This is a genomic window from Erwinia persicina NBRC 102418, assembly GCF_001571305.1.
GTDB lineage: Bacteria > Pseudomonadota > Gammaproteobacteria > Enterobacterales > Enterobacteriaceae > Erwinia > Erwinia persicina.
The window spans coordinates 46,637-72,152 of sequence record NZ_BCTN01000006.1 but is presented as its reverse complement, the minus strand read 5'-3'; the positions used below and the strand labels follow the sequence as shown (position 1 = coordinate 72,152).

The 25,516-nt window shown below is 58.0% G+C and carries 20 protein-coding genes and 1 pseudogene; 19 read left to right on the top strand and 2 right to left on the bottom strand.

Translation table 11 applies throughout. The features are described 5' to 3' along the window. The first annotated feature begins 6 nt into the window (after nt 1-6). The 14 genes and pseudogenes from ispF (at nt 7) to rpoS (ending at nt 13,537) form a co-directional block, all read left to right on the top strand. Nucleotides 7-480: a 2-C-methyl-D-erythritol 2,4-cyclodiphosphate synthase gene (gene ispF, locus EPE01S_RS08465; RefSeq protein WP_062744199.1), complete on the top strand. Its 474-nt coding sequence runs from the start codon at nt 7-9 to the stop codon at nt 478-480. A 3-nt stretch (nt 481-483) separates the two neighbouring features. After that, on the top strand, nt 484-1,533 hold the full coding sequence (truD, locus tag EPE01S_RS08460) for a tRNA pseudouridine(13) synthase TruD (protein WP_062744198.1): 1,050 nt from the start codon (nt 484-486) through the stop codon (nt 1,531-1,533). 185 nt (nt 1,534-1,718) lie between these two features. After that, entirely contained in the window at nt 1,719-2,738 is a 1,020-nt protein-coding gene (locus EPE01S_RS08455; protein WP_062744197.1) for a 3-oxoacyl-[acyl-carrier-protein] synthase III C-terminal domain-containing protein, read from the top strand. Next, nucleotides 2,735-3,751 (top strand): NAD-dependent epimerase/dehydratase family protein, encoded by a 1,017-nt coding sequence (locus tag EPE01S_RS08450; protein ID WP_062744196.1) that lies wholly within the window; start codon nt 2,735-2,737, stop codon nt 3,749-3,751. The genes EPE01S_RS08455 and EPE01S_RS08450 overlap by 4 nt, the downstream gene beginning before the upstream one ends. Continuing rightward, the gene (locus EPE01S_RS08445) at nt 3,744-4,550 is read left to right on the top strand and encodes an MBL fold metallo-hydrolase (protein WP_062744195.1); all 807 of its coding nucleotides are present in this window, start codon (nt 3,744-3,746) and stop codon (nt 4,548-4,550) included. Before EPE01S_RS08450 ends, EPE01S_RS08445 begins: the two co-directional genes overlap by 8 nt. Beyond that, complete coding sequence (locus tag EPE01S_RS08440) at nt 4,547-5,836, top strand: F390 synthetase-related protein (protein WP_062744194.1); 1,290 nt, start codon at nt 4,547-4,549, stop codon at nt 5,834-5,836. The genes EPE01S_RS08445 and EPE01S_RS08440 overlap by 4 nt, the downstream gene beginning before the upstream one ends. Beyond that, nucleotides 5,833-6,444, top strand: coding sequence for a phosphatase PAP2 family protein (locus EPE01S_RS08435; RefSeq protein WP_062744193.1), 612 nt, complete (start codon nt 5,833-5,835; stop codon nt 6,442-6,444). The genes EPE01S_RS08440 and EPE01S_RS08435 overlap by 4 nt, the downstream gene beginning before the upstream one ends. Continuing rightward, complete coding sequence (locus EPE01S_RS08430) at nt 6,441-7,562, top strand: sterol desaturase family protein (protein WP_062744192.1); 1,122 nt, start codon at nt 6,441-6,443, stop codon at nt 7,560-7,562. The genes EPE01S_RS08435 and EPE01S_RS08430 overlap by 4 nt, the downstream gene beginning before the upstream one ends. After that, on the top strand, nt 7,555-8,655 hold the full coding sequence (locus tag EPE01S_RS08425; RefSeq protein ID WP_062744191.1) for an acyl-CoA desaturase: 1,101 nt from the start codon (nt 7,555-7,557) through the stop codon (nt 8,653-8,655). The genes EPE01S_RS08430 and EPE01S_RS08425 overlap by 8 nt, the downstream gene beginning before the upstream one ends. After that, nucleotides 8,652-9,740 carry a fatty acid desaturase family protein gene (locus tag EPE01S_RS08420; RefSeq protein WP_062744190.1) on the top strand — a complete coding sequence of 363 codons (1,089 nt, stop codon included), beginning with the start codon at nt 8,652-8,654 and terminating at the stop codon, nt 9,738-9,740. Before EPE01S_RS08425 ends, EPE01S_RS08420 begins: the two co-directional genes overlap by 4 nt. 166 nt (nt 9,741-9,906) lie before the next feature. Next, on the top strand, nt 9,907-10,668 hold the full coding sequence (gene surE, locus EPE01S_RS08415; RefSeq protein WP_062744189.1) for a 5'/3'-nucleotidase SurE: 762 nt from the start codon (nt 9,907-9,909) through the stop codon (nt 10,666-10,668). After that, entirely contained in the window at nt 10,662-11,288 is a 627-nt protein-coding gene (locus EPE01S_RS08410; RefSeq protein WP_062744188.1) for a protein-L-isoaspartate(D-aspartate) O-methyltransferase, read from the top strand. Before surE ends, EPE01S_RS08410 begins: the two co-directional genes overlap by 7 nt. Before the next feature lie 160 nt (nt 11,289-11,448). Next, nucleotides 11,449-12,579 (top strand): murein hydrolase activator NlpD, encoded by a 1,131-nt coding sequence (gene nlpD, locus EPE01S_RS08405; protein ID WP_062744187.1) that lies wholly within the window; start codon nt 11,449-11,451, stop codon nt 12,577-12,579. Nucleotides 12,580-12,629: 50 nt separating this feature from the next. Next, nucleotides 12,630-13,537, top strand: a pseudogene (rpoS, locus tag EPE01S_RS08400) (RNA polymerase sigma factor RpoS). A gap of 97 nt (nt 13,538-13,634) precedes the next feature. On the opposite strand, the gene narL reads toward rpoS, so the two are convergent. After that, complete coding sequence (gene narL / locus EPE01S_RS08395; protein WP_062744186.1) at nt 13,635-14,312, bottom strand: two-component system response regulator NarL; 678 nt, start codon at nt 14,310-14,312, stop codon at nt 13,635-13,637. Between the two features lie 320 nt (nt 14,313-14,632). Here narL and EPE01S_RS08390 point away from each other — a divergent pair, with 320 nt between their 5' ends. From EPE01S_RS08390 to narI, 5 genes are read left to right on the top strand one after another with little or no spacing between them, the layout of a single operon-like run. After that, complete coding sequence (locus tag EPE01S_RS08390) at nt 14,633-16,021, top strand: NarK family nitrate/nitrite MFS transporter (RefSeq protein ID WP_062744185.1); 1,389 nt, start codon at nt 14,633-14,635, stop codon at nt 16,019-16,021. Between the two features lie 37 nt (nt 16,022-16,058). Continuing rightward, entirely contained in the window at nt 16,059-19,820 is a 3,762-nt protein-coding gene (locus EPE01S_RS08385) for a nitrate reductase subunit alpha (protein ID WP_062744184.1), read from the top strand. Continuing rightward, nucleotides 19,817-21,364 (top strand): nitrate reductase subunit beta, encoded by a 1,548-nt coding sequence (gene narH / locus EPE01S_RS08380; RefSeq protein ID WP_062744183.1) that lies wholly within the window; start codon nt 19,817-19,819, stop codon nt 21,362-21,364. Before EPE01S_RS08385 ends, narH begins: the two co-directional genes overlap by 4 nt. After that, nucleotides 21,361-22,086, top strand: a complete 726-nt coding sequence (narJ, locus tag EPE01S_RS08375) for a nitrate reductase molybdenum cofactor assembly chaperone (protein WP_062744182.1) — start codon at nt 21,361-21,363, stop codon at nt 22,084-22,086. Before narH ends, narJ begins: the two co-directional genes overlap by 4 nt. A 3-nt stretch (nt 22,087-22,089) precedes the next feature. Further along, nucleotides 22,090-22,767, top strand: coding sequence for a respiratory nitrate reductase subunit gamma (gene narI / locus EPE01S_RS08370; RefSeq protein WP_062744181.1), 678 nt, complete (start codon nt 22,090-22,092; stop codon nt 22,765-22,767). A gap of 78 nt (nt 22,768-22,845) precedes the next feature. Here narI and mutS read toward each other — a convergent pair whose 3' ends face one another. Continuing rightward, a complete protein-coding gene (gene mutS, locus EPE01S_RS08365) occupies nt 22,846-25,401 on the bottom strand; it encodes a DNA mismatch repair protein MutS (protein WP_062744180.1) in 2,556 nt (851 codons plus the stop codon). Nucleotides 25,402-25,516 lie beyond the last annotated feature (115 nt).

Here is a 25,516-nt window from a genome sequence, read left to right as displayed (position 1 = left end):
CACATAATGCGTATCGGTCACGGTTTTGATGTACATGCCTTTGGCGGCGAAGGCCCGCTGATTATTGGTGGCGTGCGTATTCCTTACGAGAAAGGTCTGCTGGCACACTCCGACGGCGACGTTGCGCTGCACGCGCTGACGGATGCGTTGCTGGGGGCGGCCGCCCTGGGCGATATCGGCAAACTGTTCCCGGACACCGATGAGGCCTATAAAGGCGCAGACAGCCGTGAACTGCTGCGGGAAGCCCTGCGTCAGATTGCTAAAAAAGGCTATCGCGTGGGTAACGTTGATGTCACGATCATTGCTCAGGCCCCGAAGATGCTGCCCCATTCGCCACAGATGCGCATCAATATTGCGGAAGATCTCGGTATTCATATGGATGACGTCAACGTGAAAGCGACGACCACTGAGAAACTCGGGTTTACCGGGCGCGGCGAAGGCATTGCCTGTGAAGCCGTTGCTCTGCTGATAAAGGCGTAACGCATGGATTTAAGCAAACAGGGCTGGCTGCACGGTCAGCCGGTGGCCAGCGGCGTGCTGAAGGCCAGTGCTGAAGACTTCAGAGTCATTGAAGATCTCGGCTACGCGCCGGACGGAGAGGGTGAACAGCTGCTGGTACGCATCCGCAAAAATGGCTGCAATACCCGCTTTGTCGCAGAGGCGCTGGCCAAATTTGTCGGTATTCATCCACGTGACGTCAGTTTTGCCGGGATGAAGGATCGCCACGCGGTGACCGAACAGTGGTTCTGCCTGCGCATACCGGGCAAAATCACGCCAGATCTGACCGCATTTGAATTGACTGGCGTCGAGGTGCTGGAAAGCGCCCGCCATCGCCGTAAATTGCGGACCGGTGCACTACAGGGCAATGCTTTCACGCTGGTACTGCGCCAGATTTCTGACCGTGATGCGGTGGAACAGCGCCTGCAACTGATTGCCCGTGACGGTGTGCCCAACTATTTTGGCAGCCAGCGTTTTGGCCACGAAGGTAATAACCTGACAATGGCGCAACGCTGGGCCGCCGATGAAATCCGCGTGCGCGAGCGCAATAAACGCAGTTTCATTCTCTCTGCCGCGCGAAGCGCGATGTTTAATCAGGTGGTGAGTGACCGTCTGGCGCAGCAGGGCTCCCTGACCCGGGTCCTGCCGGGCGATGCTCTGCAGTTAACCGGACGCGGCAGCTGGTTTGTGGCAGAGGCGGCGGAACGGGATACCTTACAACAGCGTGTTGATGCCAGTGAACTGCGTATCACCGCACCGCTGCCTGGCAGCGGCGAGTGGGGTACGCGTGATGAAGCACTGGCCTTTGAGCAAAACAGCCTGTCAGGTGAAGGTGCGCTGATTGCCCTGATGGATCGTGAACGCGTGGAAGCCGCACGCCGCGCCATGCTGGTTATCCCCCGCGATTTGCAGTGGAACTGGCAGGATGACGTCACGCTGGAGATGTCCTTCTGGCTGCCAGCAGGCAGCTTTGCCACCAGCGTGGTGCGCGAACTGCTGCTGACCCAGGGCAGTGCGGCTGAGGTTGACGAGTAGTTTTTTCATCTGCCCCAGTGACAGAGCCTGCTATCCCAGCAGGCTCTGCTGTTTTACTCCCTTAAGTCAGCCAGTTCACTCTGTATTTCCCCGCTTCGTCCCCCTTCAATTGCTGACAATTTGCGGTGTTCCGCACTTTGGTTACAATGCGCAATAATTTTACAGTTTTGTTAATGGGAATACGGATGAATAAGCCCCATCAGCCTGTGCCGGAGCGCACAACGGCTTTTGTACCTCTGAAGATAATGGCCAGCGGCGTGGCGTTGCCACCCGGCTGTGTGACGTCCGCGATGCTCGACGAGCGTCTGGGATTCCGGCCCGGCTATGTTGAGAAACGTTCCGGGATTACCCATCGCTTTCACGCCGACCATCAGGCGTGCCAGGCGCAGCTGGGGGCCGATGCGCTTGACGCCGCACTGCGTGCGCGGGATATCAACCCTGACAGTATTGACCTGCTGATATTTGCTTCCGCCATTGCGGTGCAGGCACTGCCCTGCAGCGCCATTCAGGTGCTGAAGCTGTCGCGCCTGACGCCAGGCACGGCGGTATTTGATATTAACAGTAGCTGCGTCAGCTTCGTTTCTGCCCTGCAGGTGGCGGGCGGCCTGGTGAACTGCGGTGCCTACCGGCGGATTGCCATTGTCTCTGCGGAACTGGCCTCGCGCGGTATCGACTGGGAACATGAGGAGTCGTCCCTGATCTTCGGGGACGGTGCCGCCTGCGCTATCGTTGAACGCGGTGACGGACAGAGCGGTATTCTCGCCTGCCTGATGGAAAGCTGGCCGGACGGCAGTGAACTCTGCGAGATCCGCGCCGGAGGCACACGCCGTAATCCGCGTGCCGGCATGTCCGACAGCGACTTTCTGTTCCACATGCAGGGTAAAAAACTGTTCCGCCAGGCATCCGGGCTGATTGAAGATTACCTGGCGCGGTTGCTGGGCATGGCCGGGCTGACCCTGGCGCAGGTGGCCACCGTGGTGCCGCATCAGGCCAGCCACCTGTCGCTGGAACACATGCGGAAACGGCTAAACGTCAGCAGCGACGCGCTGATCGATATCTATCGCTATCGCGGCAATCAGGTGGCCGCATCGATCCCCAGCGCCCTGCATGAGGCAATCGTCAGCGATCGCTTTGATAAAGGGCCGGTGATGCTGATAGGCACCGCCGCCGGCCTGACCCTGGGCGGCATGGTTCTGCTGCCGTGAAGGTGCTGGTGACGGGCGCGACCAGCGGACTGGGACGCAATGCCGTTGAGTGGTTACTTGCCGCCGGACATACGGTCTATGCCACCGGACGCGATCGCAGCGTGGGGGAACAGCTCAGACAGGCGGGTGCGGTTTTTACGGCGCTTGATCTGTCTGTTGCGACGGCAGCCGAATGCGCAGCGCTGATAGGTGATGCGGAAACGGTCTGGCACTGCGCCGCCAAATCGTCGCCCTGGGGGCGGCGTGAAGCATTCTGGCAGGCGAATGTTATCGCCACGGAACGCCTGACGGCCGCCGCCGGGCAGCGGGGGGTGAAGCGATTTATTCACATCTCCACGCCCTCCCTCTACTTTGATTATTCTCCTCAGTTGCAGATTGAGGAGCACTTTCGCGCCCGGCACTTTGCCAACCACTACGCCGCCAGCAAATATGCCGCCGAGCAGGTGGTGTTGCAGCGGGTAGCCAACTATCCCGCGACCACCTTTGTCATGCTCCGGCCCCGTGCCATATTTGGCGCTCACGACCGGGTCATTGTGCCACGGCTGCTGGCCCAGCTGCGGCGTGACAACGGCATCCTGCGCCTCCCCAGGGGCGGCCAGGCGCTGCTCGATCTGACATTCGTGCTCAACGTCGTGCAGGCGATGTGGCTGGCCAGCGATGTCCCCGGCCTTGCCTCCGGGGCCGTGTATAACATCACTAACCAGCAGCCGGTCACGTTGGCAGAGGCACTGTACCCGCTGCTCAATCAGCAACTGGGTCTGGCCTGCGCGATCCGCTCACTGCCCGTCGGTCTGCTGTATGGCGTGGCGACGCTGATGGAGGGGGTGGCGCTACTGACGCGGCGGGAACCGATGCTGACCCGCTACAGCGTGGGGGCCGTCAGCGTGGACATGACACTCAGCCAGCGGCGGGCAATCGACGAACTGGGCTATCGCCCGCACTATTCCATGGACGAGGCGATTGCGCTCACCGGTGCATGGTGGCGGCAGCAGGGAGTCGGCACCCATGGCTAAGCTGACAACGTTCGAGGTAGGTTACTGCACGCACCGTGGCTGCATGGCGCTGCGCGGGGCCGGACTGCGCGTCTGCCGCTTCCCCGCCCGGGCCTGGCTGCTGGAGGCAAATAACCGCCGCTGGCTGTGGGATACCGGTTATGCCAGCCACTTTATCGACCATACCCGTCAGGGCATTTTCCGCCTGTATCAGCAACTGACGCCAGTGTATTTCTCGCCGCAGCAGGCGCTGGTGGCACAGCTGGGCCAGGCCGGGTATCAGCCCGGCGATATGCAGGGACTGATTATTTCTCATTTTCACGGCGACCATATTGCCGGGCTGCATGATTTTCCGGGCGTACCGTTGATTTGTTCTGGGGATGGCTGGCAGAAAACCCGCCCGCTGCGAGGATTCCGGGCGGTAAAAAAGGCTTTTGTGCCGGGGCTGATCCCGTCTGATTTTGACGCGAGAGTGCAGTTTGTGGAGCGCTTTCCGGTGGTGACATTACCCGCCGATCTCCACCCTTTTGAGCAGGGATGGGAGCTGCCTGGCAGTCACGGCGAAATTCTGCTGGTTTCCCTGCCGGGGCACGCCGCCGGACATCTGGGCGCGTTTGTGCGCCAGGATGACGGCTGGACACTGTTGGCCAGTGATGCGGCCTGGTGTCCGGATAACTATCAGAAGCTGCGCGGTCCTTCCCGGCTGGCCAGCCTGATCATGGATGACAGCGTCGCCTATTACGCCACCCTTAACCGGCTGAACCAGCTGTGGCGTGGTGGTAAGGTGCGTATTCTCCTGTGTCATGAGGGGGACTTATGATCCCGGTAAGAATGCTGTGGCACTATTTTCGCGCCCGCAGGCTGTCGTTCCCCGACCGCGCTGCGCTGGAACACTGGCAGGCGAGGCAGCTCCGGCGCTTTGCACGACGGGTGATGGCAAAAAGCCCGTTTTATGCCCCGTATCAGTCACTGCCGCTGTCGGCCTGGCCTGTCTGTGATAAAGCCCTGATGATGGCGGACTTTGATCGGATGAATACTGCCGGGCTGTCGGTTGACGCGCTGCTTGCGTGTGCCCTGAAAAGCGAACGGGAGCGGGATTTTGCGCCGAAAGTCGGGCGCTTCAGCGTTGGCTTATCGTCCGGAACCTCGGGACGTCGCGGCGTGTTCGTTGTCAGCCCACAGGAGCAGCGTATCTGGGCGGGGGGCATGCTGGCAAAAATGCTGCCGCGCGGGCTGCTCTCCGGCGAGCGGGTGGCGCTGTTCCTGCGCGCGGATAATCATCTGTATCACAGTGTGAATACCCGCTGGCTGAGTCTGGCATTTTTCGACCTGTTTGCCGCGTTTGAGCATCATTTGCAGACGCTGCCTCAGTTTTCGCCGACGATTATTGTGGCCCCGGCGCAGGTATTGCGCGCGCTGGCGCTGGCGGTACAGCGCGGAGAGCTGGTGCTGAAGGTCAGGCGGGTGATCTCGGTAGCAGAAGTGCTGGAGCCTCAGGATCGACAGCTGTTGACGGAGGTGTTCGGTGATGTGGCTGAGGTCTATCAGGCCACCGAAGGATTTCTTGCGGCCACCTGCTCCCACGGTCGCCTGCATCTTAATGAAGAGTTTATACACGTTGAACCGGAGTGGATTGACGAGCGCCGATTTACGCCTGTCATCACCGACTTTACCCGACGTACGCAGCCGGTCATCCGCTATCGTCTGGACGACGTGCTGGTGGCCGCTGCCGATCCCTGCCCCTGTGGGCGGCCGACCCGCGTACTGGACGCCATCGAAGGGCGGCGCGATGACCAGCTTCTGCTGCGTAACCTGAAGGGCGGGGAGCAGGGGGTGTTTGCCGATGTGTGTAGCCGGGCTATTGCCCGCACGCTGCCACTGACCAGTGATTACCGGCTGGTGCAGTCGGGAGAGCAGAGTCTGCAGCTGATCAGCGATGCCAGTGAACAGCAACTTATTGCCTGCCAGCAGGCGCTGATTGCGCTGTTTGCACAGCAGGGCATCGCCACGGCGTCGTTACGCTGGGAGCTGAGCGTGCAGCCGATGATGCCGCAGTTTGACCGCAAGCGGCGGCGGATTATCCGCCTGAAGGGAGAGGCGGTATGACATGGTTACATCGCTTACTGGCGATGCTGGTGGGCTGGGGCAGCGTGGGGGTGATTTATACCTTCAGCGATCGCTGGCAGGGGCCAGGAACGGTGATGCATGCGGGTCTCATTGACCGTATGATCCCTTTCAGTCCCGATGCGATCTGGCTTTACCTCTCGTTTTTCCTGTTGATCCCAGCCGGGTATCTGTTCTGCCGGAGGGAAAAACTGCGCTGGCTGACAGCCTCGATGATCCTGACGGCGCTGGTGTGCGGTGCTGTCTATCTGCTGTGGCCGACCACGCTGGTCTACCCGCACGACGGCGGCCTGGGGCTGAGTTCACAGCTGCTGGCGAAGCTGGCTGCCGCCGATTCGACGCAGAACTGTTTGCCGTCGCTGCATATGGCGCTGTCGTTGCTGGCGGTATGGGCACTCTACCGTCAGGACCGGCCTGCGCGCAGTGCACTACTGTTATTGTGGGGCGCGCTGATTGCCGTATCGATACTGCAACTGCGCCGTCACCTGTTTATTGACCTGGTGAGCGGCGCTGGCGTGGCGTTACTCTGCGGCGGGATCTGCCAGCGTGCCGCACAGGCGTTTACTTTTGTACGGAGAGAGCAGCGATGAGCGAGCTGGTACTGCCAATTGTGGCCATGGTGTTGCTGGTCATGGGAGAGGCGCTGGTGCTGCACCGTCAGGACAGACAACAGGTGCAGTGGCATGATGTGGTCTTTAACCTCAACTCCGGCCACATCATGCTGTGGCTCTTCCGCGGGCTGGAAGTCACCTGCTATGGCTATGTTGCCCTGCATTTCAGCCAGCACTGGCTGGACGCGCTGCCTACCTGGGGACTGTGGCTGTTTGCGCTACTGGCCTGGGATTTTGCTTTTTACTGGCTGCACCGCCTGCATCATCGATTCAGCCTGCTGTGGGCGGTACACGTGGTGCATCATCAGGGAGAGCACTTCAATCTGTCGCTTGGGGTGCGTAACTCCTGGTACTCTTCTCTGACATCGATCCCCTTCTTCCTGCTGCTGGCGGTAGCGGGCGTGCCGCTGTCGGTCTTTGTTACCGTCTCTATTTTCCACTACACCGTGCAGTTGTTTAACCATAATGCGCTGACCCCGAAGCTGGGCTGGCTGGAGTCGGTACTGGTGACGCCAAACCATCACCGGGTGCATCACGTCTGCGACCGTGCGTATTCTGACAAGAACTTCGGTGGCAGCTTTATTTTCTGGGACAAGCTGTTTGGTACCTTTGCCCGCCTGCCGGAAACAGAATACCGTTTTGGCACTGCGGGGGAACGGGCATCGCAAAATCCCTTCTGGGCCAGCAACCGGCCGCTGTTCCGTCTGCTTAAGCTGCCGTTTTCGCCGGTGAACGGTGCGGCCACGTTCCACTGTCGTGCGCGGGCGCTGATCAGCGGCATGCTGCTGCTGTTTGTGCTGGTGGCCAGCTATGTGTGGATTTACGGCTACGGTTACCAGAACATCAGCGGCGAGCAGGTGACGCTGTTTATGCTGCTGGCGCTGGGGGCTGTAGCGCTGGGAGGCCTGTCAGAAGGGCGGCGCTGGAGCCCCTTACTCTGGCTGACGGTCGGGCTGGCCTGTCCCTTCTGGTTTGCGCTGTGTCGGGAAACCGTTGAACCCTGGCTTTTCGCAGCCATGCTGGTGGCGCTGCACAGCATGGTGCTGGCGCTGGGCTGGGGGCGTCAGGCGCTGCAAGCGGAGGTGAAACATGGCTGATTCACTCCCGCCGCTGCGCTATCCGCCGGACGGGGAACAGGCGTTCCACCGGGCATTGCAGCGCGAGGCACATCAGTATCTGTCGTCGCATCAGGATCATCGCTTTGCCGGAGGCCGGCAGTGGCTGAAGGCCGGGCTGCTGCTGGGACTCTGTGTCTCCTGTTATCTTCTCAGCCTGTTTCAGTCCAGCCAGAGCGGTTTTTTTATCTGCTATATGCTGTTTATGCTGATGGCGATGCTGCTCAACATCAACGTTAATCACGATGCCAGTCACGGGGTCTTCAGCCGTTCGCCCCGGCTTAATCGTCTTATCAGCCGGGTAGTGACGCTGCCGCTCGGGCTGGATCCGGACTACTGGCGCGTGCGGCACGTCCATTTTCATCACGCTTACGCCAACATTGAACATTACGATCTGGATACCGAGGAGAATGGCTTCTTCCGGCAAACACCTTATCAGCGCTGGCGGCCCTGGATGCGCTGGCAGCATCTTTACTGGCCGCTGATTGCCGCGCTGTCGTTACCCTATCTGACCTGGGTGTTTGACTGGGCAGATCGCTGTGGAAAAACGCCGCTGGCAGAGCGACGCATAATGCCGGGCGCTCGCGGCTGGCTGTTCTTCTGCGGCTTTAAGGTGCTGCATTTACTGCTGGTGCTGGCTGTCCCGCTGTGGGCGGCAGAGCAGCAGGGGGTTGGCATGGGCGTGGTGCTGGTGGCCTGGTTATGCAGCCAGATGGTGGCGTCCCTGTTTGTTGTATTCCTGCTGCTGGGGACGCACTGGGCCGAGACGGAATTTTATGAGGTGGGGCCGGACGGTACGCTGCCGCAGGGCTGGTATCGCCATAACTTTGCCACCGCCTGCGACTGGCTGCCCGCCCCCGCCTGGCTGGGGCATTTTACCGGCGGGCTGAATCTGCACCTGACGCACCATCTGTTCCCGGGCTGGCATCACCGGCATTATCCCCGGCTGGCGGCGATTATCGCCCGGCTGGCCGCAGAGCACGGCATGCAGTACCGCTGTATTAGCTATCGTGAACTGCTGCGGCGCCAGCAGGTATTTCTGCGCCGCATGGGTGAGCCGGAGGCGATGCGATGACGCCTCCACCGCTGCGTTTTGCCCGTGAGAACCTGCAGTTTCACCGTGAGCTGACCCGCGCCACGCAGAACTGGCTTGATGCTCACGGTGAGCACCGCTTCGCCGACGGCGGGATGATCGCCAAAGTGGTACTGTTGGCGCTGCTGGCTGCCGCCTGTGGCGGGCTGGGGCTGCAACAGACGCACTGGCTGGGCTGGGCCGCCTGTCAGTTTGGTGTCAGTGTCTTTGCTATGCTGCTGGCAATCAACGTGGTCCATGACGCGTCGCATCAGGCGTTTTTCCGGTCGCGGGCCGCCAACCGCTGGCTTAGCGTGCTGGCGGCTATTCCGCTCGGACTGGATCCGGAGTGCTGGCGGGTTCGCCACGTGCTGATGCATCATGCCGGGAATAATGTCATGGGCTATGACCCGGATATGGAAGAGAACGGCATCCTGCGGCAGTCACGTTTTCAGCGTCTGCGGCCGTTAATGCGTTATCAGCGCTATTACTGGCCGCTGGTCGCGGCGCTGACGTTCCCCTATTACATCTGGTTGTTTGACTGGCTGGATCGCGCCGGTCAGACGCGTGTCGGTGCCAAAATGCGCCTGCAGGGCGCGAAGGGCTGGGCCGCATTTTTACTGGTTAAACTGGGCCATTTTTTACTGGTGCTGGCGCTGCCGTTCTGGCTGCTGCCGCCGTCACTGGGGATCGGTACCCTTGTGCTGGTCTATCTGGCCTGTCAGATGATGGCTTCGCTGGTGTTTGTCATGCTGATCCTCGGAACGCACTGGGCAAAAGGGAACAGCTACCTGCCCACGGAACAGGGCAAACTGCCGCACAGTCGCTATAGCCATCTGTTCGCCACGACCTGCGACTGGCTGACCCGGCCACGCTGGCTGGGCTACTGGCTGGGGGGGATGAATCTCCATCTGACGCACCATCTGTTTCCACACTGGTGTCACCGCCACTATCCGGTGCTGGCCGGGATCATTGCCACCGTTGCAGCGCGTTATGGGTATGATTATCAGTGCCTGACGCTGCGCCAGCTGCTGAACTCACAGCAGCAATTTTTACAGCTGCTGGGGAATGACCATGGCGAAAAATGACCGGGGCAGGTGGCAGGAACCGTCCATCATCCTTCGGCTTACCAGATATTTACACCTACCACTCCCTCGTGCATCCAGCTAAAATGTTTTCAGCCACACCTCTCCCCGGTTTTTCGGCAAGATCTGCCGGGAAAGGTGATCAAATTTATCAACAGGTTAGGTGACAATGCGCATTTTGCTGAGTAACGATGACGGTATCCACGCGCCAGGCATTCAGACGCTGGCAAAAGCGCTACGTGAATTTGCCGAAGTGCAGCTGGTTGCTCCGGACCGTAATCGTAGCGGGGCATCGAACTCCCTGACGCTGGAAACCCCCCTGCGAACCTTTAATTATCCCAATGGTGATATAGCGGTCGAGATGGGTACGCCAACCGACTGCGTCTATCTGGGCGTTAATACCCTGATGCGGCCTAAGCCCGATATTGTGGTTTCAGGAATTAATGCTGGCCCTAATCTGGGTGATGATGTGATTTATTCTGGTACGGTGGCCGCTGCTATGGAAGGGCGACATCTGGGACTACCGGCGCTGGCGGTCTCTCTCAACGGGCATCTGCACTATGACACTGCGGCCGCCGTTACCTGCTCAATCCTGAAAGCATTGCAGCGCGAACCGCTGCGTACGGGGCGTATTCTCAATATTAATGTGCCGGACCTGCCGCTCGACCAAATCAAAGGTATTCGCGTTACCCGTTGTGGCAGCCGCCATCCCAGCGATCAGGCCATCCCGCAGCAGGATCCGCGCGGTAATACGATGTACTGGATTGGCCCACCGGGTGAAAAGCTGGATGCCGGCCCGGATACCGATTTTGCCGCCATTGATGAAGGCTATGTGTCCGTGACCGCTTTGCATGTTGACCTGACTGCTCATGCCGCACAGGAGGTCGTCTCTTCCTGGTTAGACAGCGTTGAGGTCAACCGCGAATGGTGAGTGGGCGTATAGAGACGTTGCTGGCACAGCTGCGCCAGCAGGGTATTGATGACGAGCGTTTGCTGAAGGCCATTGAAGAGGTGCCGCGTGAGCGCTTTGTTGATGAGGCTTTTGAGCATAAAGCCTGGGAAAATATGGCGCTGCCGATTGGTTCCGGGCAGACCATCTCCCAGCCTTACATGGTGGCAAAAATGACCTCGCTGCTGGCGCTCACGCCGACATCACGTGTGCTGGAAATCGGTACCGGCTCCGGTTATCAGACCGCCATACTGGCGCATCTGGTCGGGCACGTCTGTTCGGTAGAGCGGATCAAAGGCTTACAGTGGCAGGCTAAGCGTCGTCTGAAGCAGCTCGACCTGCATAATGTCTCGACCCGGCACGGTGATGGCTGGCTGGGCTGGCCGTCACGGGGGCCGTTTGACGCGATCATCGTCACCGCGGCACCGCCAGAAATCCCGCAGGCCCTGATGTCACAGCTTGATGAGGGGGGGGTGATGGTGCTGCCGGTAGGAGAAGAGCACCAGGTGCTGCAGCGCATTCGCCGCAAAGGTGATGAGTTCATTATTGACACGGTTGAACCCGTCCGTTTTGTCCCGCTGGTGCAGGGGGATCTCGCCTGAGAGCCACAACCAGGATATTTCTATACAACTGTTTCGTGGCACCCTGCCATTGATATTGCTAGTATCTGACTGAATTTGCACATGCGGGCCCGGTTGCCGTCAGTCGTGCTGCTGTTATGAAGTTTTTTTTCGTCAAAGTGTTGCCGTTATGGGGGATTAAATGAGCACGGGAAGCCCAGTATTTAAGTTACGCCGTCTTGCGGCCGTTTCATTAGTAGGATTTTGGCTGGCAGGCTGTTCCAGCAGCGACAACGCGCAAGCCCCCATCAGCTCAGTTGGCGGAAATGATGCCGGCATGATGAGCAGCAATACCGGAAATGCCGGAAATGCCGGTAACGCAGGTATGGTCAGCAATGGCGGTGGCGGCAACAGCGGCTTAGTGCCTTCTGCGCGTCCACCTGCCTCAGGCGGAGGGATGGTGGCTTCATCCTCAGCGGGCCAGAATCAAAATGTCGTGACTGAAAATGGTCGAATTGTGTACAACCGCAGCTATGGGAATATTCCGAAAGGTAGCTATGGCGGAGACACCTATACGGTTAAACGCGGTGATACACTCTTCTATATTGCCTGGATTACCGGCAACGATTTCCGTGATTTGGCCCAGCGCAATAATGTCGCGGCGCCTTACGGGCTCAATGTTGGCCAGCAATTACAGGTGGCTAATGGTTCCGGCACCCCGATTACCGGCGGTAATGCGGTCACGGCGGCAGATGCGAACGCAGGGGGAATGACAACGGCATCCTCTGGCTCACAAATGACTGCCGGAACGGTTGCACACCAACCGGTAATTACGTATTCTGAGGATTCAGGTACACCAAGTGAGGGCAAAATGCTGCCTTCGTCCGGGAAAACTGCTGCAACGACAACAGTTCCGGTTACCGCCCCGACCGTGAGTAGTACAACAGACAGCACCACGCCCGTGGGCAGCTGGCGTTGGCCGACAGACGGTAAAATTATCGATAACTTCTCTGCTTCCGAAGGGGGCAATAAAGGGATCGATATTGCGGGCTCGCGCGGTCAGTCCGTCATCTCCACCGCCTCTGGTCGTGTGGTGTATGCCGGTAACGCTCTGCGCGGTTACGGTAATTTGATTATCATCAAACATAATGATGACTACCTGAGTGCGTATGCCCATAACGATTCCATGCTGGTCCGTGAACAACAAGAAGTTAAAGCGGGCCAGAAGATTGCCACAATGGGTAGTACCGGCACGAGTTCGGTTAGATTGCACTTTGAAATTCGTTACAAGGGGAAATCCGTAAATCCGTTGCGTTATTTACCGCAACGTTAATCCGGCAGAACCCTGGTGTTCTGCCCTGAGATCACGGGTAGGAGCCGCTTATGAGCCAGAATACGCTGAAAGTTAATGATTTAAATGAAGACGCGGAATTCGACGAAAACGGAGCTGAGGTTTTTGACGAGAAGGCACTTGTCGGAAATGAACCTGGTGATAACGACTTAGCAGAAGAAGAGCTGTTATCACAGGGCGCAACCCAGCGCGTACTGGATGCAACCCAGCTCTACTTAGGGGAGATTGGTTACTCTCCATTGCTTACGGCTGAGGAAGAAGTTTTCTTTGCTCGTCGTGCACTCCGTGGTGACGTGCCATCGCGTCGCCGCATGATCGAAAGTAACCTGCGTCTGGTCGTGAAGATTGCCCGTCGTTACAGCAATCGTGGTCTGGCACTGCTTGACCTGATTGAAGAAGGTAACCTCGGCTTGATCCGCGCCGTCGAGAAGTTTGACCCGGAAAGAGGGTTCCGCTTCTCAACGTATGCCACATGGTGGATTCGTCAGACGATTGAACGGGCGATTATGAATCAAACCCGTACCATCCGCCTGCCGATTCATATCGTGAAAGAACTGAATGTTTATCTGCGTACCGCGCGTGAACTTTCCCACAAGCTCGATCATGAGCCGAGTGCGGAAGAGATAGCCGAACAGTTAGATAAGCCTGTTGATGATGTCAGCCGGATGCTGCGCCTCAACGAACGCATTACTTCGGTTGATACGCCACTGGGCGGTGATTCCGAGAAAGCGCTGCTGGACATCCTGGCCGATGATAAAGATAACGGCCCGGAAGATACCACGCAGGACGATGACATGAAGCAGCCACATTAGAAGATGTGGGTCGTGAAATTGGCCTGACCCGTGAGCGTGTTCGTCAGATTCAGGTTGAAGGATTGCGCCGCCTGCGTGAGATTCTGCAGGCTCAGGGATTGAATATTGAAGCGCTGTTTCGCGAATAAATAACGCGGATCCTGTTGTGCGGTACCGCGTGCAACGGCCTGATGAAAAGTAATGCCAGAGACGGTGACTTCGGTCACCGTTTTTTTTTGCCTGCAATCAGCTTCCAACCTCACCGCACTGCAGGGCCCATACTGCGGCTTCAACGCGTGATTTCATCTGCAGCTTTTTCAGCAGATGCTTAACATGTACTTTCACCGTGCTCTCGCTGATGCCTAAACGACGGGCGATAAGTTTATTACTCATCCCCTGTGCAATCAGCCTGAGGACGTCCCGTTCCCGCGTCGTGAATTCGGGGGTGCCGGTCTGTACCGGCGTTCGCTGCTGCCGGAGGCTGGCCGCCAGGACGGGCGGGAGGGTGTCACTGAGTACCAGCTCACCGGCCGCAGCCCGGTGCAGGCATTCCAGTAGCGCCTCTGGCTCCATATCTTTCAGCAGATAGCCATCGGCTCCGCGTTTCAACGCATTAATCACATCATCTTCATAGTCTGAAACACTGAACACAACAATATGGCCGCAGGCATCTGTGGCCCTCAGTTGTTCCAGCGTCTCCAGCCCATTCATTCCAGGCATATTCAGATCGAGGAGGATCAGGTCAACCTCATGCTGTTCCGCCAGCCTGACGCCATCCACACCATTGCTGGCCTCAGCGACTACCTTCAGCCGCGCGTCAAGACCGATAAGCTGTTTAAGGCCGTTGCGGATCATCGGATGGTCGTCAATTAATAAAACACTGGCCGGTTCCGTGGAGAGTACCTGCGTAAGCTGTGTTGTCATCCTCTCTTCCTGCTGATGGGAATACCGTCTTTCAAGGTGAAGTTGAACCCGCGGATTGTCACTGATTCAGGGCGTTATGCCCATACCTATTTTGTGGTAGTACCGAATAGTCACCCCCAGCCTGCCGCTTTATCCCTGCAAAAAAAACGAACTCAAGTTACTGAATTACCTTGTTTATTTTAATGGTTTTTACTCGCACTTAGGAAGTACCCCCTCCCTGAGGCCTGGGTGCCACCTGCCGCTGGGTTGATACACGTCAAGTCAGACCGTGCAGGAGGTGTTCAGGATAGGCTGGTTATTACACAGTCATTGAGAAAATTATGTCGAAAATTAACTCATCTTCAGGGAAAGAAAATAGTGCGGTAATCCAGGACTGGCAGCCTGAAAATACCGCGTTCTGGCAACAAACGGGCAAACGGATTGCCAGCCGCAATCTGTGGATATCCGTTTTTTGTCTGTTGCTGGCCTTCTGCGTCTGGATGTTATTCAGCGCCGTTGCCGTCAATCTTAATAAGGTCGGGTTTAACTTCTCCACCGACCAGCTGTTCCTGCTGACGGCACTCCCGTCCGTATCCGGGGCTATTCTGCGTGTGCCTTACTCCTTTGTGGTGCCTGTGTTTGGTGGGCGTCGCTGGACGGCATTCAGTACTGCACTGATGCTCGTGCCCTGCATCTGGCTGGGGTTCGCTGTGCAGAACCCGGCCACGCCTTTTGCAGTTTTTGTGATTATTTCACTGCTGTGTGGTTTTGCCGGCGCTAATTTCGCCTCCAGCATGGGTAATATCAGCTTCTTCTTCCCAAAAGCCCGTCAGGGTGGCGCGCTGGGTATTAACGGCGGCTTAGGCAACCTTGGCGTCAGCGTGATGCAGTTGTTTGCCCCCCTCGCTATTTCAGTCGCGATGTTTACCTGGTTTACCGGACCTTCTGCTCATGCAGAAAACGGGCCGTGGCTGGAGAATGCCGCCTGGATGTGGGTGCCGCTGCTGGTAATTGCCACGCTGGCGGCCTGGTTCGGTATGAACGATCTGGCCGCGGCGAAAAGTTCTTTACGTCAGCAGCTGCCGGTGCTGAAGCGCGGTCATCTCTGGATCCTTTCGCTGCTCTATCTTGCCACATTCGGTTCCTTTATCGGCTTCTCTGCCGGTTTCGCCATGCTGTCCAAAACGCAGTTCCCCGACGTGGTCATTATGCATTATGCCTTCTTCGGGCCGTTTATTGGCGCGCTGGCGCGTTCGGCTGGCGGTATGCTGTCCGATCGCCTCGGGGGTGTGCGCGTTTCCCTGTTCACCTTCGTGCTGATGGCGGTTTTCACTGCGCTGCTGTTCCTGACGCTACCGGGAGAGGGTCAGTCGGGGTCATTTATCGCGTTTTACGGTGTGTTTATGGTGTTGTTCTTCGCGGCGGGATTAGGCAGTGGATCGACCTTCCAGATGATCGCCGTCATTTTCCGCAAAATCACGGTAGATCGGGTTAAAGCTGCAGGCGGAAGCGATGAAGCCGCGCAGCGCGAGGCCGTCACCGACACCAGCGCTGCGCTGGGCTTTATTTCCGCGATCGGTGCGCTCGGCGGCTTCTTTATTCCACAGACCTTCGGCATGTCCCTGTCACTGAGTGGTTCACCCGCCGGGGCAATGAAAGTCTTCCTGCTGTTTTATGTGATTTGCATCGCGATTACCTGGCTGGTTTACGGCCGAAAAAAAATGAAATAAGTGCGCGAACCCTTTTAGTTTTTTTGGAGCATGTCGAATGAGCAAGTTTCTTGATCGGTTACGTTATTTCAAACAACTCGGCGAACCCTTTTCTGGCCAGCACGGACAGACGCTGAATACCAACCGCGACTGGGAGGATGGTTATCGCAGCCGCTGGCAGCATGACAAAATTGTGCGCTCCACTCACGGTGTGAACTGCACGGGATCCTGTAGCTGGAAAATTTACGTCAAAAATGGTCTGGTGACCTGGGAAACCCAGCAGACGGACTATCCGCGTACCCGTCCGGATTTACCTAACCATGAGCCGCGCGGCTGCCCGCGTGGTGCCAGCTACTCGTGGTATTTATACAGCGCAAATCGCCTGAAATATCCGCTGGTGCGTAAGCGTTTAATCAGCCTGTGGCGCGCCGCAAAAGCGCAGCACAGTGACCCGGTGCTGGCGTGGCAGTCGATAGTCGAAAACCCCGAGCAGGCAAAAAGCTACAAAGAAGCGCGCGGGCGCGGTGGTTTCGTGCGCTCCGACTGGCAGGAAGTGAATGAACTGATCGCCTCAGCCAATATCTATACGGCGAAGGCATTCGGGCCTGACCGCATTATTGGATTTTCACCGATCCCGGCGATGTCGATGGTCTCCTATGCAGCGGGTTCCCGTTATCTTTCGCTGATTGGGGGAACCTGTCTCAGCTTCTATGACTGGTACTGTGACCTGCCGCCCGCTTCACCGATGACCTGGGGTGAGCAGACCGACGTCCCGGAATCCGCCGACTGGTATAACTCTGCCTATATCATCGCCTGGGGCAGTAACGTGCCGCAGACCCGTACACCGGATGCGCACTTCTTCACTGAAGTCCGTTACAAAGGGACGAAAACCGTGGCGGTGACCCCGGACTATGCTGAAATCGCCAAATTGTGCGATCAGTGGCTGAGTCCGAAACAGGGGACTGACAGCGCACTGGCGCTGGCCTTCGGGCATGTGATCCTGACGGAGTTCCACCAGCAGCGTGAGGTGGAGTATTTCCGCAACTATGTGCGCCAGTACACCGATATGCCAATGCTGGTTCTGCTGGAACAGCGTGAGGGCGGGTACTATGCCGCCGGCCGGATGCTGCGCGCCAGCGATCTGGTGGACGGCTTAGGTCAGGAAAATAATCCGCAGTGGAAGACCATCGCCATTAACCAGCAGAATGGCGAACTGGTTGCGCCGCAGGGCTCCATTGGCTACCGCTGGGGTGAAAAAGGCAAATGGAACCTTGAGCAGCGTGAAGGGAAAAATCAGCAGGAAGTGGAGCTGCAACTCAGTCTGCTGGGGCAGCATGATGATATCGCCGACGTCGGATTCCCTTACTTTGGCGCGATAGATAACCCTAACTTCAAGAGCGTTCAACTGGACGAAATCCTGCTGCACAAACTGCCGGTCAAACGCCTGCAACTGGCGGATGGTTCTGTTGCTCTGGTCACCAGCGTGTACGACCTGACGCTGGCTAACTACGGGATTGAACGCGGGCTGGATGATGCGAACTGTGCGGCCAGCTTTGATGAAGTGAAAGCCTACTCCCCGGCCTGGGCTGAACAGATCACCGGCGTACCGCGGCAGAACATCGTGCGGATTGCGCGCGAGTTTGCGGAAACGGCAGAAAAAACACGTGGTCGTTCGATGATTATTGTCGGTGCCGGTCTTAACCACTGGTATCACATGGATATGAACTACCGTGGTCTGATCAACATGCTGGTGTTCTGCGGCTGCGTCGGTCAGAGCGGCGGTGGCTGGGCACACTATGTCGGGCAGGAAAAACTCCGTCCGCAAACGGGCTGGTTACCCCTGGCATTTGGCCTTGACTGGCAGCGTCCGCCGCGCCAGATGAACGGCACCTCATTCTTCTATAACCACTCCAGCCAGTGGCGCTATGAAACGCTGCGCACCGATGAGCTGCTGTCACCGCTGGCCGATAAGTCACGCTACGGCGGCAGCCTGATCGACTTTAACGTGCGCTCAGAGAGAATGGGGTGGTTGCCTTCTGCACCACAGCTGAATACCAACCCGCTGCACCTTGCCGCCCAGGCAGAGGCGGCTGGCAAGACACCACTGGCCTTTACCGTGGACGGTCTGAAGGATGGCAGCCTGCGTTTTGCCGCAGAACAGCCTGACAGCCAGGAAAACTTCCCGCGTAATCTGTTTGTCTGGCGCTCCAACCTGCTCGGCTCCTCCGGTAAGGGGCATGAGTATCTGTTGAAGTATCTGCTGGGGACCGAAAGCGGCGTGCAGGGCGGCGATCTGGGTCAGCAGGGTGGGGTCAAACCCCAGGAAGTGGAGTGGCAGGACAACCCGGGAGAAGGGAAACTCGATCTGGTCGTCACCCTCGATTTCCGCATGTCCAGTACCTGTCTCTATTCGGATATCGTTCTGCCGACGGCGACCTGGTATGAAAAAGACGACATGAATACCTCGGATATGCATCCGTTTATTCACCCGCTGTCGGCGGCGGTTGACCCGGCCTGGGAATCGCGCAGCGACTGGGAAATTTATAAGGGGATTGCCAAAACGTTCTCTGAGCTCTGCGTGGGGCATTTAGGTAAAGAGACGGACGTGGTATTGCAGCCGATCCAGCATGACTCCGCCGCTGAACTGGGACAGCCGTTCGACGTTAAGGACTGGCACCGGGGTGAGTGCGACCTGATCCCGGGGAAAACGGCACCGCATATTATGATGGTTGAGCGTGACTACCCGGCCACCTGGGAGCGCTTTACCTCGCTGGGGCCGCTGCTGGACACGCTGGGTAACGGCGGAAAAGGGATCGGCTGGAACACCCAGACTGAAATCGATTTCCTGAAAAAACTGAACTACGTCAAAACTGAGGGGCCGGCGGCCGGTCGCCCAAATATCAACAGTGCGATTGATGCCGCTGAGGTGATCCTGTCGCTGGCACCGGAGACCAATGGTCAGGTCGCGGTTAAAGCCTGGCAGGCGCTGGGTGAGTTTACCGGGCGCGATCACACCCATCTGGCGCTGAATAAAGAGGATGAAAAGATCCGCTTCCGCGATATTCAGGCGCAGCCGCGCAAAATCATCTCCAGCCCGACCTGGTCTGGCCTGGAAGATGAGCACGTCTCTTACAACGCCGGTTACACCAATGTGCATGAGCTGATCCCGTGGCGTACCCTTAGCGGCCGTCAGCAGCTTTACCAGGATCATCAGTGGATGCGTGATTTCGGGGAAAGCCTGCTGGTGTACCGTCCGCCTATCGATACCCGCACGGTACAGCCGCTGTTGAACAAAAAGCCGAACGGCAATCCGGAGATGGCGCTGAACTTCCTCACGCCGCATCAGAAGTGGGGGATCCACTCAACCTACAGTGACAACCTGTTAATGCTGACGCTGTCACGCGGTGGGCCGATTGTCTGGCTGAGTGAAGAGGATGCCAGGGTGCTGGGCATTGAAGATAACGACTGGATCGAGGCATTTAACGCCAATGGCGCACTGACCGCCCGTGCGGTTGTCAGCCAGCGCGTACCGGCGGGGATGACGATGATGTACCACGCGCAGGAGCGCATTGTGAATATCCCGGGCTCAGAAATCACCAGCCAGCGTGGAGGTATCCATAACTCGGTAACGCGTGTGTGTCCTAAACCGACGCATATGATTGGCGGCTATGCGCAACTGGCTTACAGCTTCAACTATTACGGTACGGTCGGTTCCAACCGGGATGAGTTCGTTGTGGTGAGAAAAATGAATAACATTAACTGGTTAGATGGCGAAGGCAACGACGATTGCCAGGGAAGCCAGCAGGAGAAAGGCCAATGAAAATTCGCTCTCAGGTCGGAATGGTTCTGAATCTCGACAAATGTATCGGCTGCCACACCTGCTCGGTAACCTGTAAAAACGTCTGGACCAGCCGTGAAGGTATGGAGTACGCCTGGTTTAACAACGTGGAAAGTAAACCCGGTGTCGGTTTCCCTAACGCGTGGGAAGATCAGGAAAAGTGGAAGGGCGGGTGGATCCGTAAGATCAACGGCAGGCTGGTGCCTCGCATGGGTAACCGTGTCGGCGTTCTGTCTAAAATCTTCGCTAACCCTGATGTACCCGGGCTTGACGATTATTATGAGCCGTTCGACTTTGACTATCAGCATCTGCATAACGCCCCTGCCGGCAAGCATCAGCCCATTGCCCGTCCGCGATCGCTGATCACCGGGCAGCGTATGAAAAAGATCGAAAAAGGCCCGAACTGGGAAGAGATCCTCGGCGGCGAATTCTCAAAGCGCTCTGAGGATAAAAACTTCGATCATATGCAGAAGGAGATGTACGGACAGTTCGAAAACACCTTCATGATGTATCTGCCGCGTCTGTGTGAACACTGTCTGAACCCAACCTGCGTGGCGACCTGCCCGAGTGGGGCGATCTACAAGCGTGCTGAAGATGGCATCGTGCTGATCGACCAGGACAAGTGCCGCGGCTGGCGGATGTGTATTACCGGCTGCCCGTACAAAAAAATCTACTTCAACTGGAAAAGCGGCAAGTCAGAAAAATGTATTTTCTGTTATCCGCGCATTGAAGCTGGCCAGCCGACGGTGTGCTCAGAAACCTGCGTCGGGCGTATTCGTTACCTCGGCGTGCTGCTGTATGACGCCGACCGTATTGAACAGGCGGCGGCGGTAGAGAACGAAAAAGATCTCTATCAGAGCCAGCTGGATGTCTTCCTTGATCCGCACGATCCGCAGGTGATTACGCAGGCGCTGAAGGATGGCATACCGCAGAGCGTGATTGATGCTGCACAGCAGTCCCCGGTGTACAAAATGGCAATGGACTGGAAGCTGGCGCTGCCGCTGCATCCTGAATATCGCACGCTGCCGATGGTGTGGTACGTGCCGCCGTTGTCTCCGATCCAGTCAGTATCGGATGCCGGTATGCTTGCCCACAGCGGCGTGCTGCCGGATGTGGAGAGCCTGCGTATCCCGGTGCAATACCTGGCCAACCTGCTGACGGCCGGGGATACCGCCCCGGTACTGCAGGCCCTGAATCGTCTGATGGCCATGCGTCACTACAAGCGTGCTGAAACGGTGGACGGCGTTCATGACGTGCGTGCGCTGGAGCAGGTCGGGCTGACGGAAGCACAGGCACAGGAGATGTATCGCTACCTGGCGATTGCCAACTATGAAGATCGCTTTGTGATCCCGAGCAGCCACCGTGAAATGGCGCGTGAAGCGTTCCCGGAAAGCAAAGGCTGCGGCTTCAGCTTTGGCGATGGTTGCCATGGCAGTGACGGCAAGTTCAACCTGTTCAACAGCCGACGTATAGATGCCATCGACGTTTCGAAGAAAACGGTGCCGGACGCGGAGAAAAACTCATGATTGCGCTGCGCATCATTGCACGTCTGCTGGACTATCCTCAGCAGGACTTCGTTGACCACCAGGAAGAGGTGATAGCTGCCCTGGCGGAGGCTGATGAACTGGATGCACACCAGCACCAGTTCCTGGCGCAGTTTATTCAGCAGGCCGCTGCCCGGCCTTTGCTGGACAGACAGGCGGAATACAGCGAGCTGTTCGATCGCGGCCGGGCGACGTCACTGCTGCTTTTTGAACATGTGCACGGCGAGTCGCGCGATCGCGGTCAGGCGATGGTGGATCTGCTGGCACAGTATCGTGCCGATGGTCTTGAACTGAACGCCAAAGAGCTGCCTGATTTTCTACCGCTTTATCTGGAGTATCTGGCGCAGGGCGACCTGGCCCGCATCCGGCGTGGGCTACAGGATATTGCGCCGATTCTGGCGCTGCTGGCAGCCCGTCTGGCGCAGCGGCAGAGTGACTATGCGCCGCTTTTCCCGCTGCTGCTTGCGCTGTCCGGCAGCAGTGCCGACCCGCAGTCGCTTCAGACGCAGGTGGCTCAGGAAGCGCGCGATGATACTCCCGCGGCTCTGGATGCCGTCTGGGAGGAAGAGCAGGTGGCCTTTATCGCGCAGATGAACCCAGGCGGTGGCGGATGTGAGTCCGCGCAGAAACCGCATCCGGCTGCGGCAGTGATGCCGCAGTATCTTGATGTTTCAGCATTAACCATGGCGGCGAAAGGAGAGTAAATCATGGAGTTTTTGAATCGTTTCTTCTTTGATATTTACCCCTATCTGGCCGGGACGGTATTTCTCGTTGGGAGCTGGCTGCGCTATGACTACGGGCAGTACAGCTGGCGGGCAGGTTCAAGTCAGATGTTAAGTAAAAAAGGGATGCGCCTGGCGTCGAACCTGTTTCATATCGGCATCATTGGCATTCTGCTGGGGCATTTCGTCGGCCTGCTCACGCCGCACTGGGTGTATGAGCCTTTCCTGTCGGCTGGCGAAAAGCAGCTGCTGGCGATGGGAGCCGGCGGGGTGTTTGGCGCCATGACGCTGATTGGCGGTGCTCTGCTGCTGAAGCGTCGTCTGACCAATGAACGGGTGCGGGCGACCAGCAGCTTTGCCGATATCCTTATCCTGACGTTGCTGGTGCTGCAGGCGGCTCTGGGGCTGACGACTATCCTGTTCTCAGCGCAGCATCTGGATGGCAGTGAAATGCTGAAGCTGGCCGGATGGGCGCAGAGTATTGTGACGTTCCAGGGCGGGGCATCGGCACATCTTGACGGTGTGGCGATTATCTTCCGTCTGCATATGGTGCTGGGAATGACGCTGTTCCTGCTGTTCCCGTTCTGCCGGCTGGTACATATCTGGAGCGCACCGGTCGAATACCTGACCCGTCGCTATCAGCTGGTACGTAACCGTCGTTAATCTGTAAAGCGGGGGCGAACCGGAACAGCCGGTCCGCCCTCAGAATAAGGGCCGATCGTATGACGATCGGCCCGCTGTTTATGCCAGTGATTTCAACCGGTAAATCCATTCCAGCGCCTGACGCGGGGACAGGGAGTCCGGATCCAGTGCCTCCAGGGCTTCCATCGCCGGGGAGGTTTCCTCCACCAGCAGCGGTAGCTGCGAACCATCCGCTTTCGTGGCCGCCGCGCTGCCCGACAACGCTTCCAGCTCTTTCAGTTTCTGACGCGCCCGTTTAATCACGTCTTTTGGCACGCCGGCCAGCGCGGCCACGGCCAGGCCGTAGCTTTTACTCGCTGCGCCGTCCTGTACGCTGTGCATAAAGGCGATGGTATCGCCGTGCTCCACTGCATCCAGATGCACGTTCGCCACGCCTTCAATCTGTTCGGGCAGCGTGGTCAGCTCGAAATAGTGCGTAGCGAACAGCGTCATCGCCTTGATACGGCTGGCCAGGCTTTCGGCACAGGCCCAGGCCAGCGACAGGCCATCATAGGTTGACGTACCCCGGCCAATCTCATCCATCAGCACCAGGCTGAACTCGGTAGCGTTATGCAGAATATTGGCGGTTTCGGTCATCTCAACCATAAAGGTTGAGCGCCCGGAGGCCAGATCGTCGGCCGCGCCAACGCGGGTAAAGATGCGGTCTATGGGGCCAATCACCGCCTGGGTCGCCGGGACGAAACTGCCGATATAGGCCATCAGGGTGATCAGGGCTGCCTGACGCATATAGGTACTTTTACCGCCCATGTTCGGGCCGGTGACAATCAGCATCCGGCGCTGCGGTGACAGTGACAGAGGATTGGCGATAAAGGGTTCTTTCAGTACCTGCTCGACCACCGGATGGCGTCCACCCGTCAGTTTAATCCCCGCTTTATCGCTTAACGTCGGGCAGCTGTAGTTCAGCGTCCAGGCGCGTTCGGCCAGGTTACTCAGCACATCCAGTTCTGCCAGCGCCGCCGCACTTTCCTGCAGGGCCGCCAGATGTGGTAACAGCATGTCGAACAGCTGCTCGTATAAGGCTTTTTCCAGCGACAGGGCCTTGCCTTTCGAGGTCAGCACCTTGTCTTCGTACTCTTTCAGCTCGGGGATAATATAGCGTTCGGCATTTTTCAGGGTCTGGCGGCGCACGTAATGGATCGGCACCAGATGGCTCTGTCCACGGCTGACCTGGATGTAATAGCCATGTACGCCGTTAAAGCCGACCTTCAGGGTATCCAGACCCAGCTTTTCGCGTTCGCGGATTTCCAGGCGATCGAGATAATCAGTGGCCCCGTCAGCCAGCGCCCGCCACTCGTCCAGCTCGGCGTTATAGCCGGGGGCGATGACGCCACCGTCACGCACCAGCACCGGCGGCGTTTCAATAATGGCACGCTCCAGCAGCTCACGCAGTTCGGTGAATTCGCCCATCTGTCCGCGCAGGGTTTGCAGATGCGCAGTCTGATTTCCTTCCAGCTCACCGTTCAGCAGCGGCAACTGCTGGAATGCGTGGCGCATGCGCGCCAGATCGCGCGGGCGGGCGGTACGCAGTGCCAGACGAGCGAGGATACGCTCAAGGTCGCCCACCTGACGTAGCAGCGGCGTCAGTGACTCATGAAGATCCTGCAAGGCGCTGATGCTTTCCTGGCGGCGGGTGATGACCTGCGTATCACGTACCGGCATGTGCAGCCAGCGTTTCAGCATCCTGCTGCCCATCGGCGTAACGGTTTTATCCAGCACCGAGGCCAGCGTGTTTTCAATACCCCCGGAGAGATTCTGGGTGATCTCCAGATTACGACGAGTGGCCGCGTCCATGATAATGCCATCCTGCTGGCGCTCCATGGTCAGCGCCCGGATATGCGGCAGCGAGGTGCGCTGGGTATCTTTGACGTACTGTAGCAGGCAGCCTGCCGCACGCAGGGCATGATGAGCCTGTTCGACGCCAAAGCCGCTGAGGTCGCGGGTGGCGAACTGCAGGTTCAGCTGCTGGCGGGCAGTGTCCAGCTCGTATTCCCACAGCGGACGGCGGCGCAGGCCGCGACGATTTTCAATCAGCGCCATGGCGGCGAAGTCTTCCGGGTAGAGCAGTTCAGCCGGATTAGTCCGCTGCAGTTCGGCGGCCATGGTTTCCTGGTCTGTCGGTTCTGCCAGACGAAAACGCCCGGAGCTGATATCCAGCGTCGCATAACCAAAGCCGCGCGGGCTCTGCCAGATGGCCGCCAGCAGATTGTCCTGACGCTCATTCAGCAGCGCTTCATCGCTGATGGTGCCGGGGGTGACGATACGAACAACTTTGCGCTCGACCGGCCCTTTACTTAAGGCAGGGTCACCAATCTGTTCGCAGATCGCCACCGACTCGCCCAGCTGTACCAGCTTTGCCAGGTAGTTTTCCAGCGAATGGTAAGGCACGCCCGCCATGGGAATGGGCTCTCCGGCCGAGGCCCCGCGTTTGGTCAGGGAGATCTCAAGTAACTGAGAGGCGCGTTTCGCATCATCGTAGAACAGCTCATAAAAATCCCCCATGCGATAGAACAGGAGGATCTCAGGATGATCTGCCTTGAGGCGCAGATACTGCTGCATCATGGGCGTGTGTGACGAATAGTTTTCGGTGTTGTTCATAGGGTTGAATGCTCCAATCCATTGAAAACCCTTGCCCTCTTAAGGTTGCTGCACAGTGCAGCATAGCGGCAAGGATAAGGCTGACATGGGTGAAAACCGAGTCTTACGCGTGGAT

Coding starts and splice junctions, on each gene's coding strand:
- ispF (WP_062744199.1), top strand. CDS start 7: ATGCGTATCGGTCACGGTTTTGATGTACATGCCTTTGGCGGCGAAGGC.
- truD (WP_062744198.1), top strand. CDS start 484: ATGGATTTAAGCAAACAGGGCTGGCTGCACGGTCAGCCGGTGGCCAGC.
- EPE01S_RS08455 (WP_062744197.1), top strand. CDS start 1,719: ATGAATAAGCCCCATCAGCCTGTGCCGGAGCGCACAACGGCTTTTGTA.
- EPE01S_RS08445 (WP_062744195.1), top strand. CDS start 3,744: ATGGCTAAGCTGACAACGTTCGAGGTAGGTTACTGCACGCACCGTGGC.
- EPE01S_RS08440 (WP_062744194.1), top strand. CDS start 4,547: ATGATCCCGGTAAGAATGCTGTGGCACTATTTTCGCGCCCGCAGGCTG.
- EPE01S_RS08435 (WP_062744193.1), top strand. CDS start 5,833: ATGACATGGTTACATCGCTTACTGGCGATGCTGGTGGGCTGGGGCAGC.
- EPE01S_RS08430 (WP_062744192.1), top strand. CDS start 6,441: ATGAGCGAGCTGGTACTGCCAATTGTGGCCATGGTGTTGCTGGTCATG.
- EPE01S_RS08425 (WP_062744191.1), top strand. CDS start 7,555: ATGGCTGATTCACTCCCGCCGCTGCGCTATCCGCCGGACGGGGAACAG.
- EPE01S_RS08420 (WP_062744190.1), top strand. CDS start 8,652: ATGACGCCTCCACCGCTGCGTTTTGCCCGTGAGAACCTGCAGTTTCAC.
- surE (WP_062744189.1), top strand. CDS start 9,907: ATGCGCATTTTGCTGAGTAACGATGACGGTATCCACGCGCCAGGCATT.
- EPE01S_RS08410 (WP_062744188.1), top strand. CDS start 10,662: ATGGTGAGTGGGCGTATAGAGACGTTGCTGGCACAGCTGCGCCAGCAG.
- nlpD (WP_062744187.1), top strand. CDS start 11,449: ATGAGCACGGGAAGCCCAGTATTTAAGTTACGCCGTCTTGCGGCCGTT.
- narL (WP_062744186.1), bottom strand. CDS start 14,312: ATGACAACACAGCTTACGCAGGTACTCTCCACGGAACCGGCCAGTGTT.
- EPE01S_RS08390 (WP_062744185.1), top strand. CDS start 14,633: ATGTCGAAAATTAACTCATCTTCAGGGAAAGAAAATAGTGCGGTAATC.
- EPE01S_RS08385 (WP_062744184.1), top strand. CDS start 16,059: ATGAGCAAGTTTCTTGATCGGTTACGTTATTTCAAACAACTCGGCGAA.
- narH (WP_062744183.1), top strand. CDS start 19,817: ATGAAAATTCGCTCTCAGGTCGGAATGGTTCTGAATCTCGACAAATGT.
- narJ (WP_062744182.1), top strand. CDS start 21,361: ATGATTGCGCTGCGCATCATTGCACGTCTGCTGGACTATCCTCAGCAG.
- narI (WP_062744181.1), top strand. CDS start 22,090: ATGGAGTTTTTGAATCGTTTCTTCTTTGATATTTACCCCTATCTGGCC.
- mutS (WP_062744180.1), bottom strand. CDS start 25,401: ATGAACAACACCGAAAACTATTCGTCACACACGCCCATGATGCAGCAG.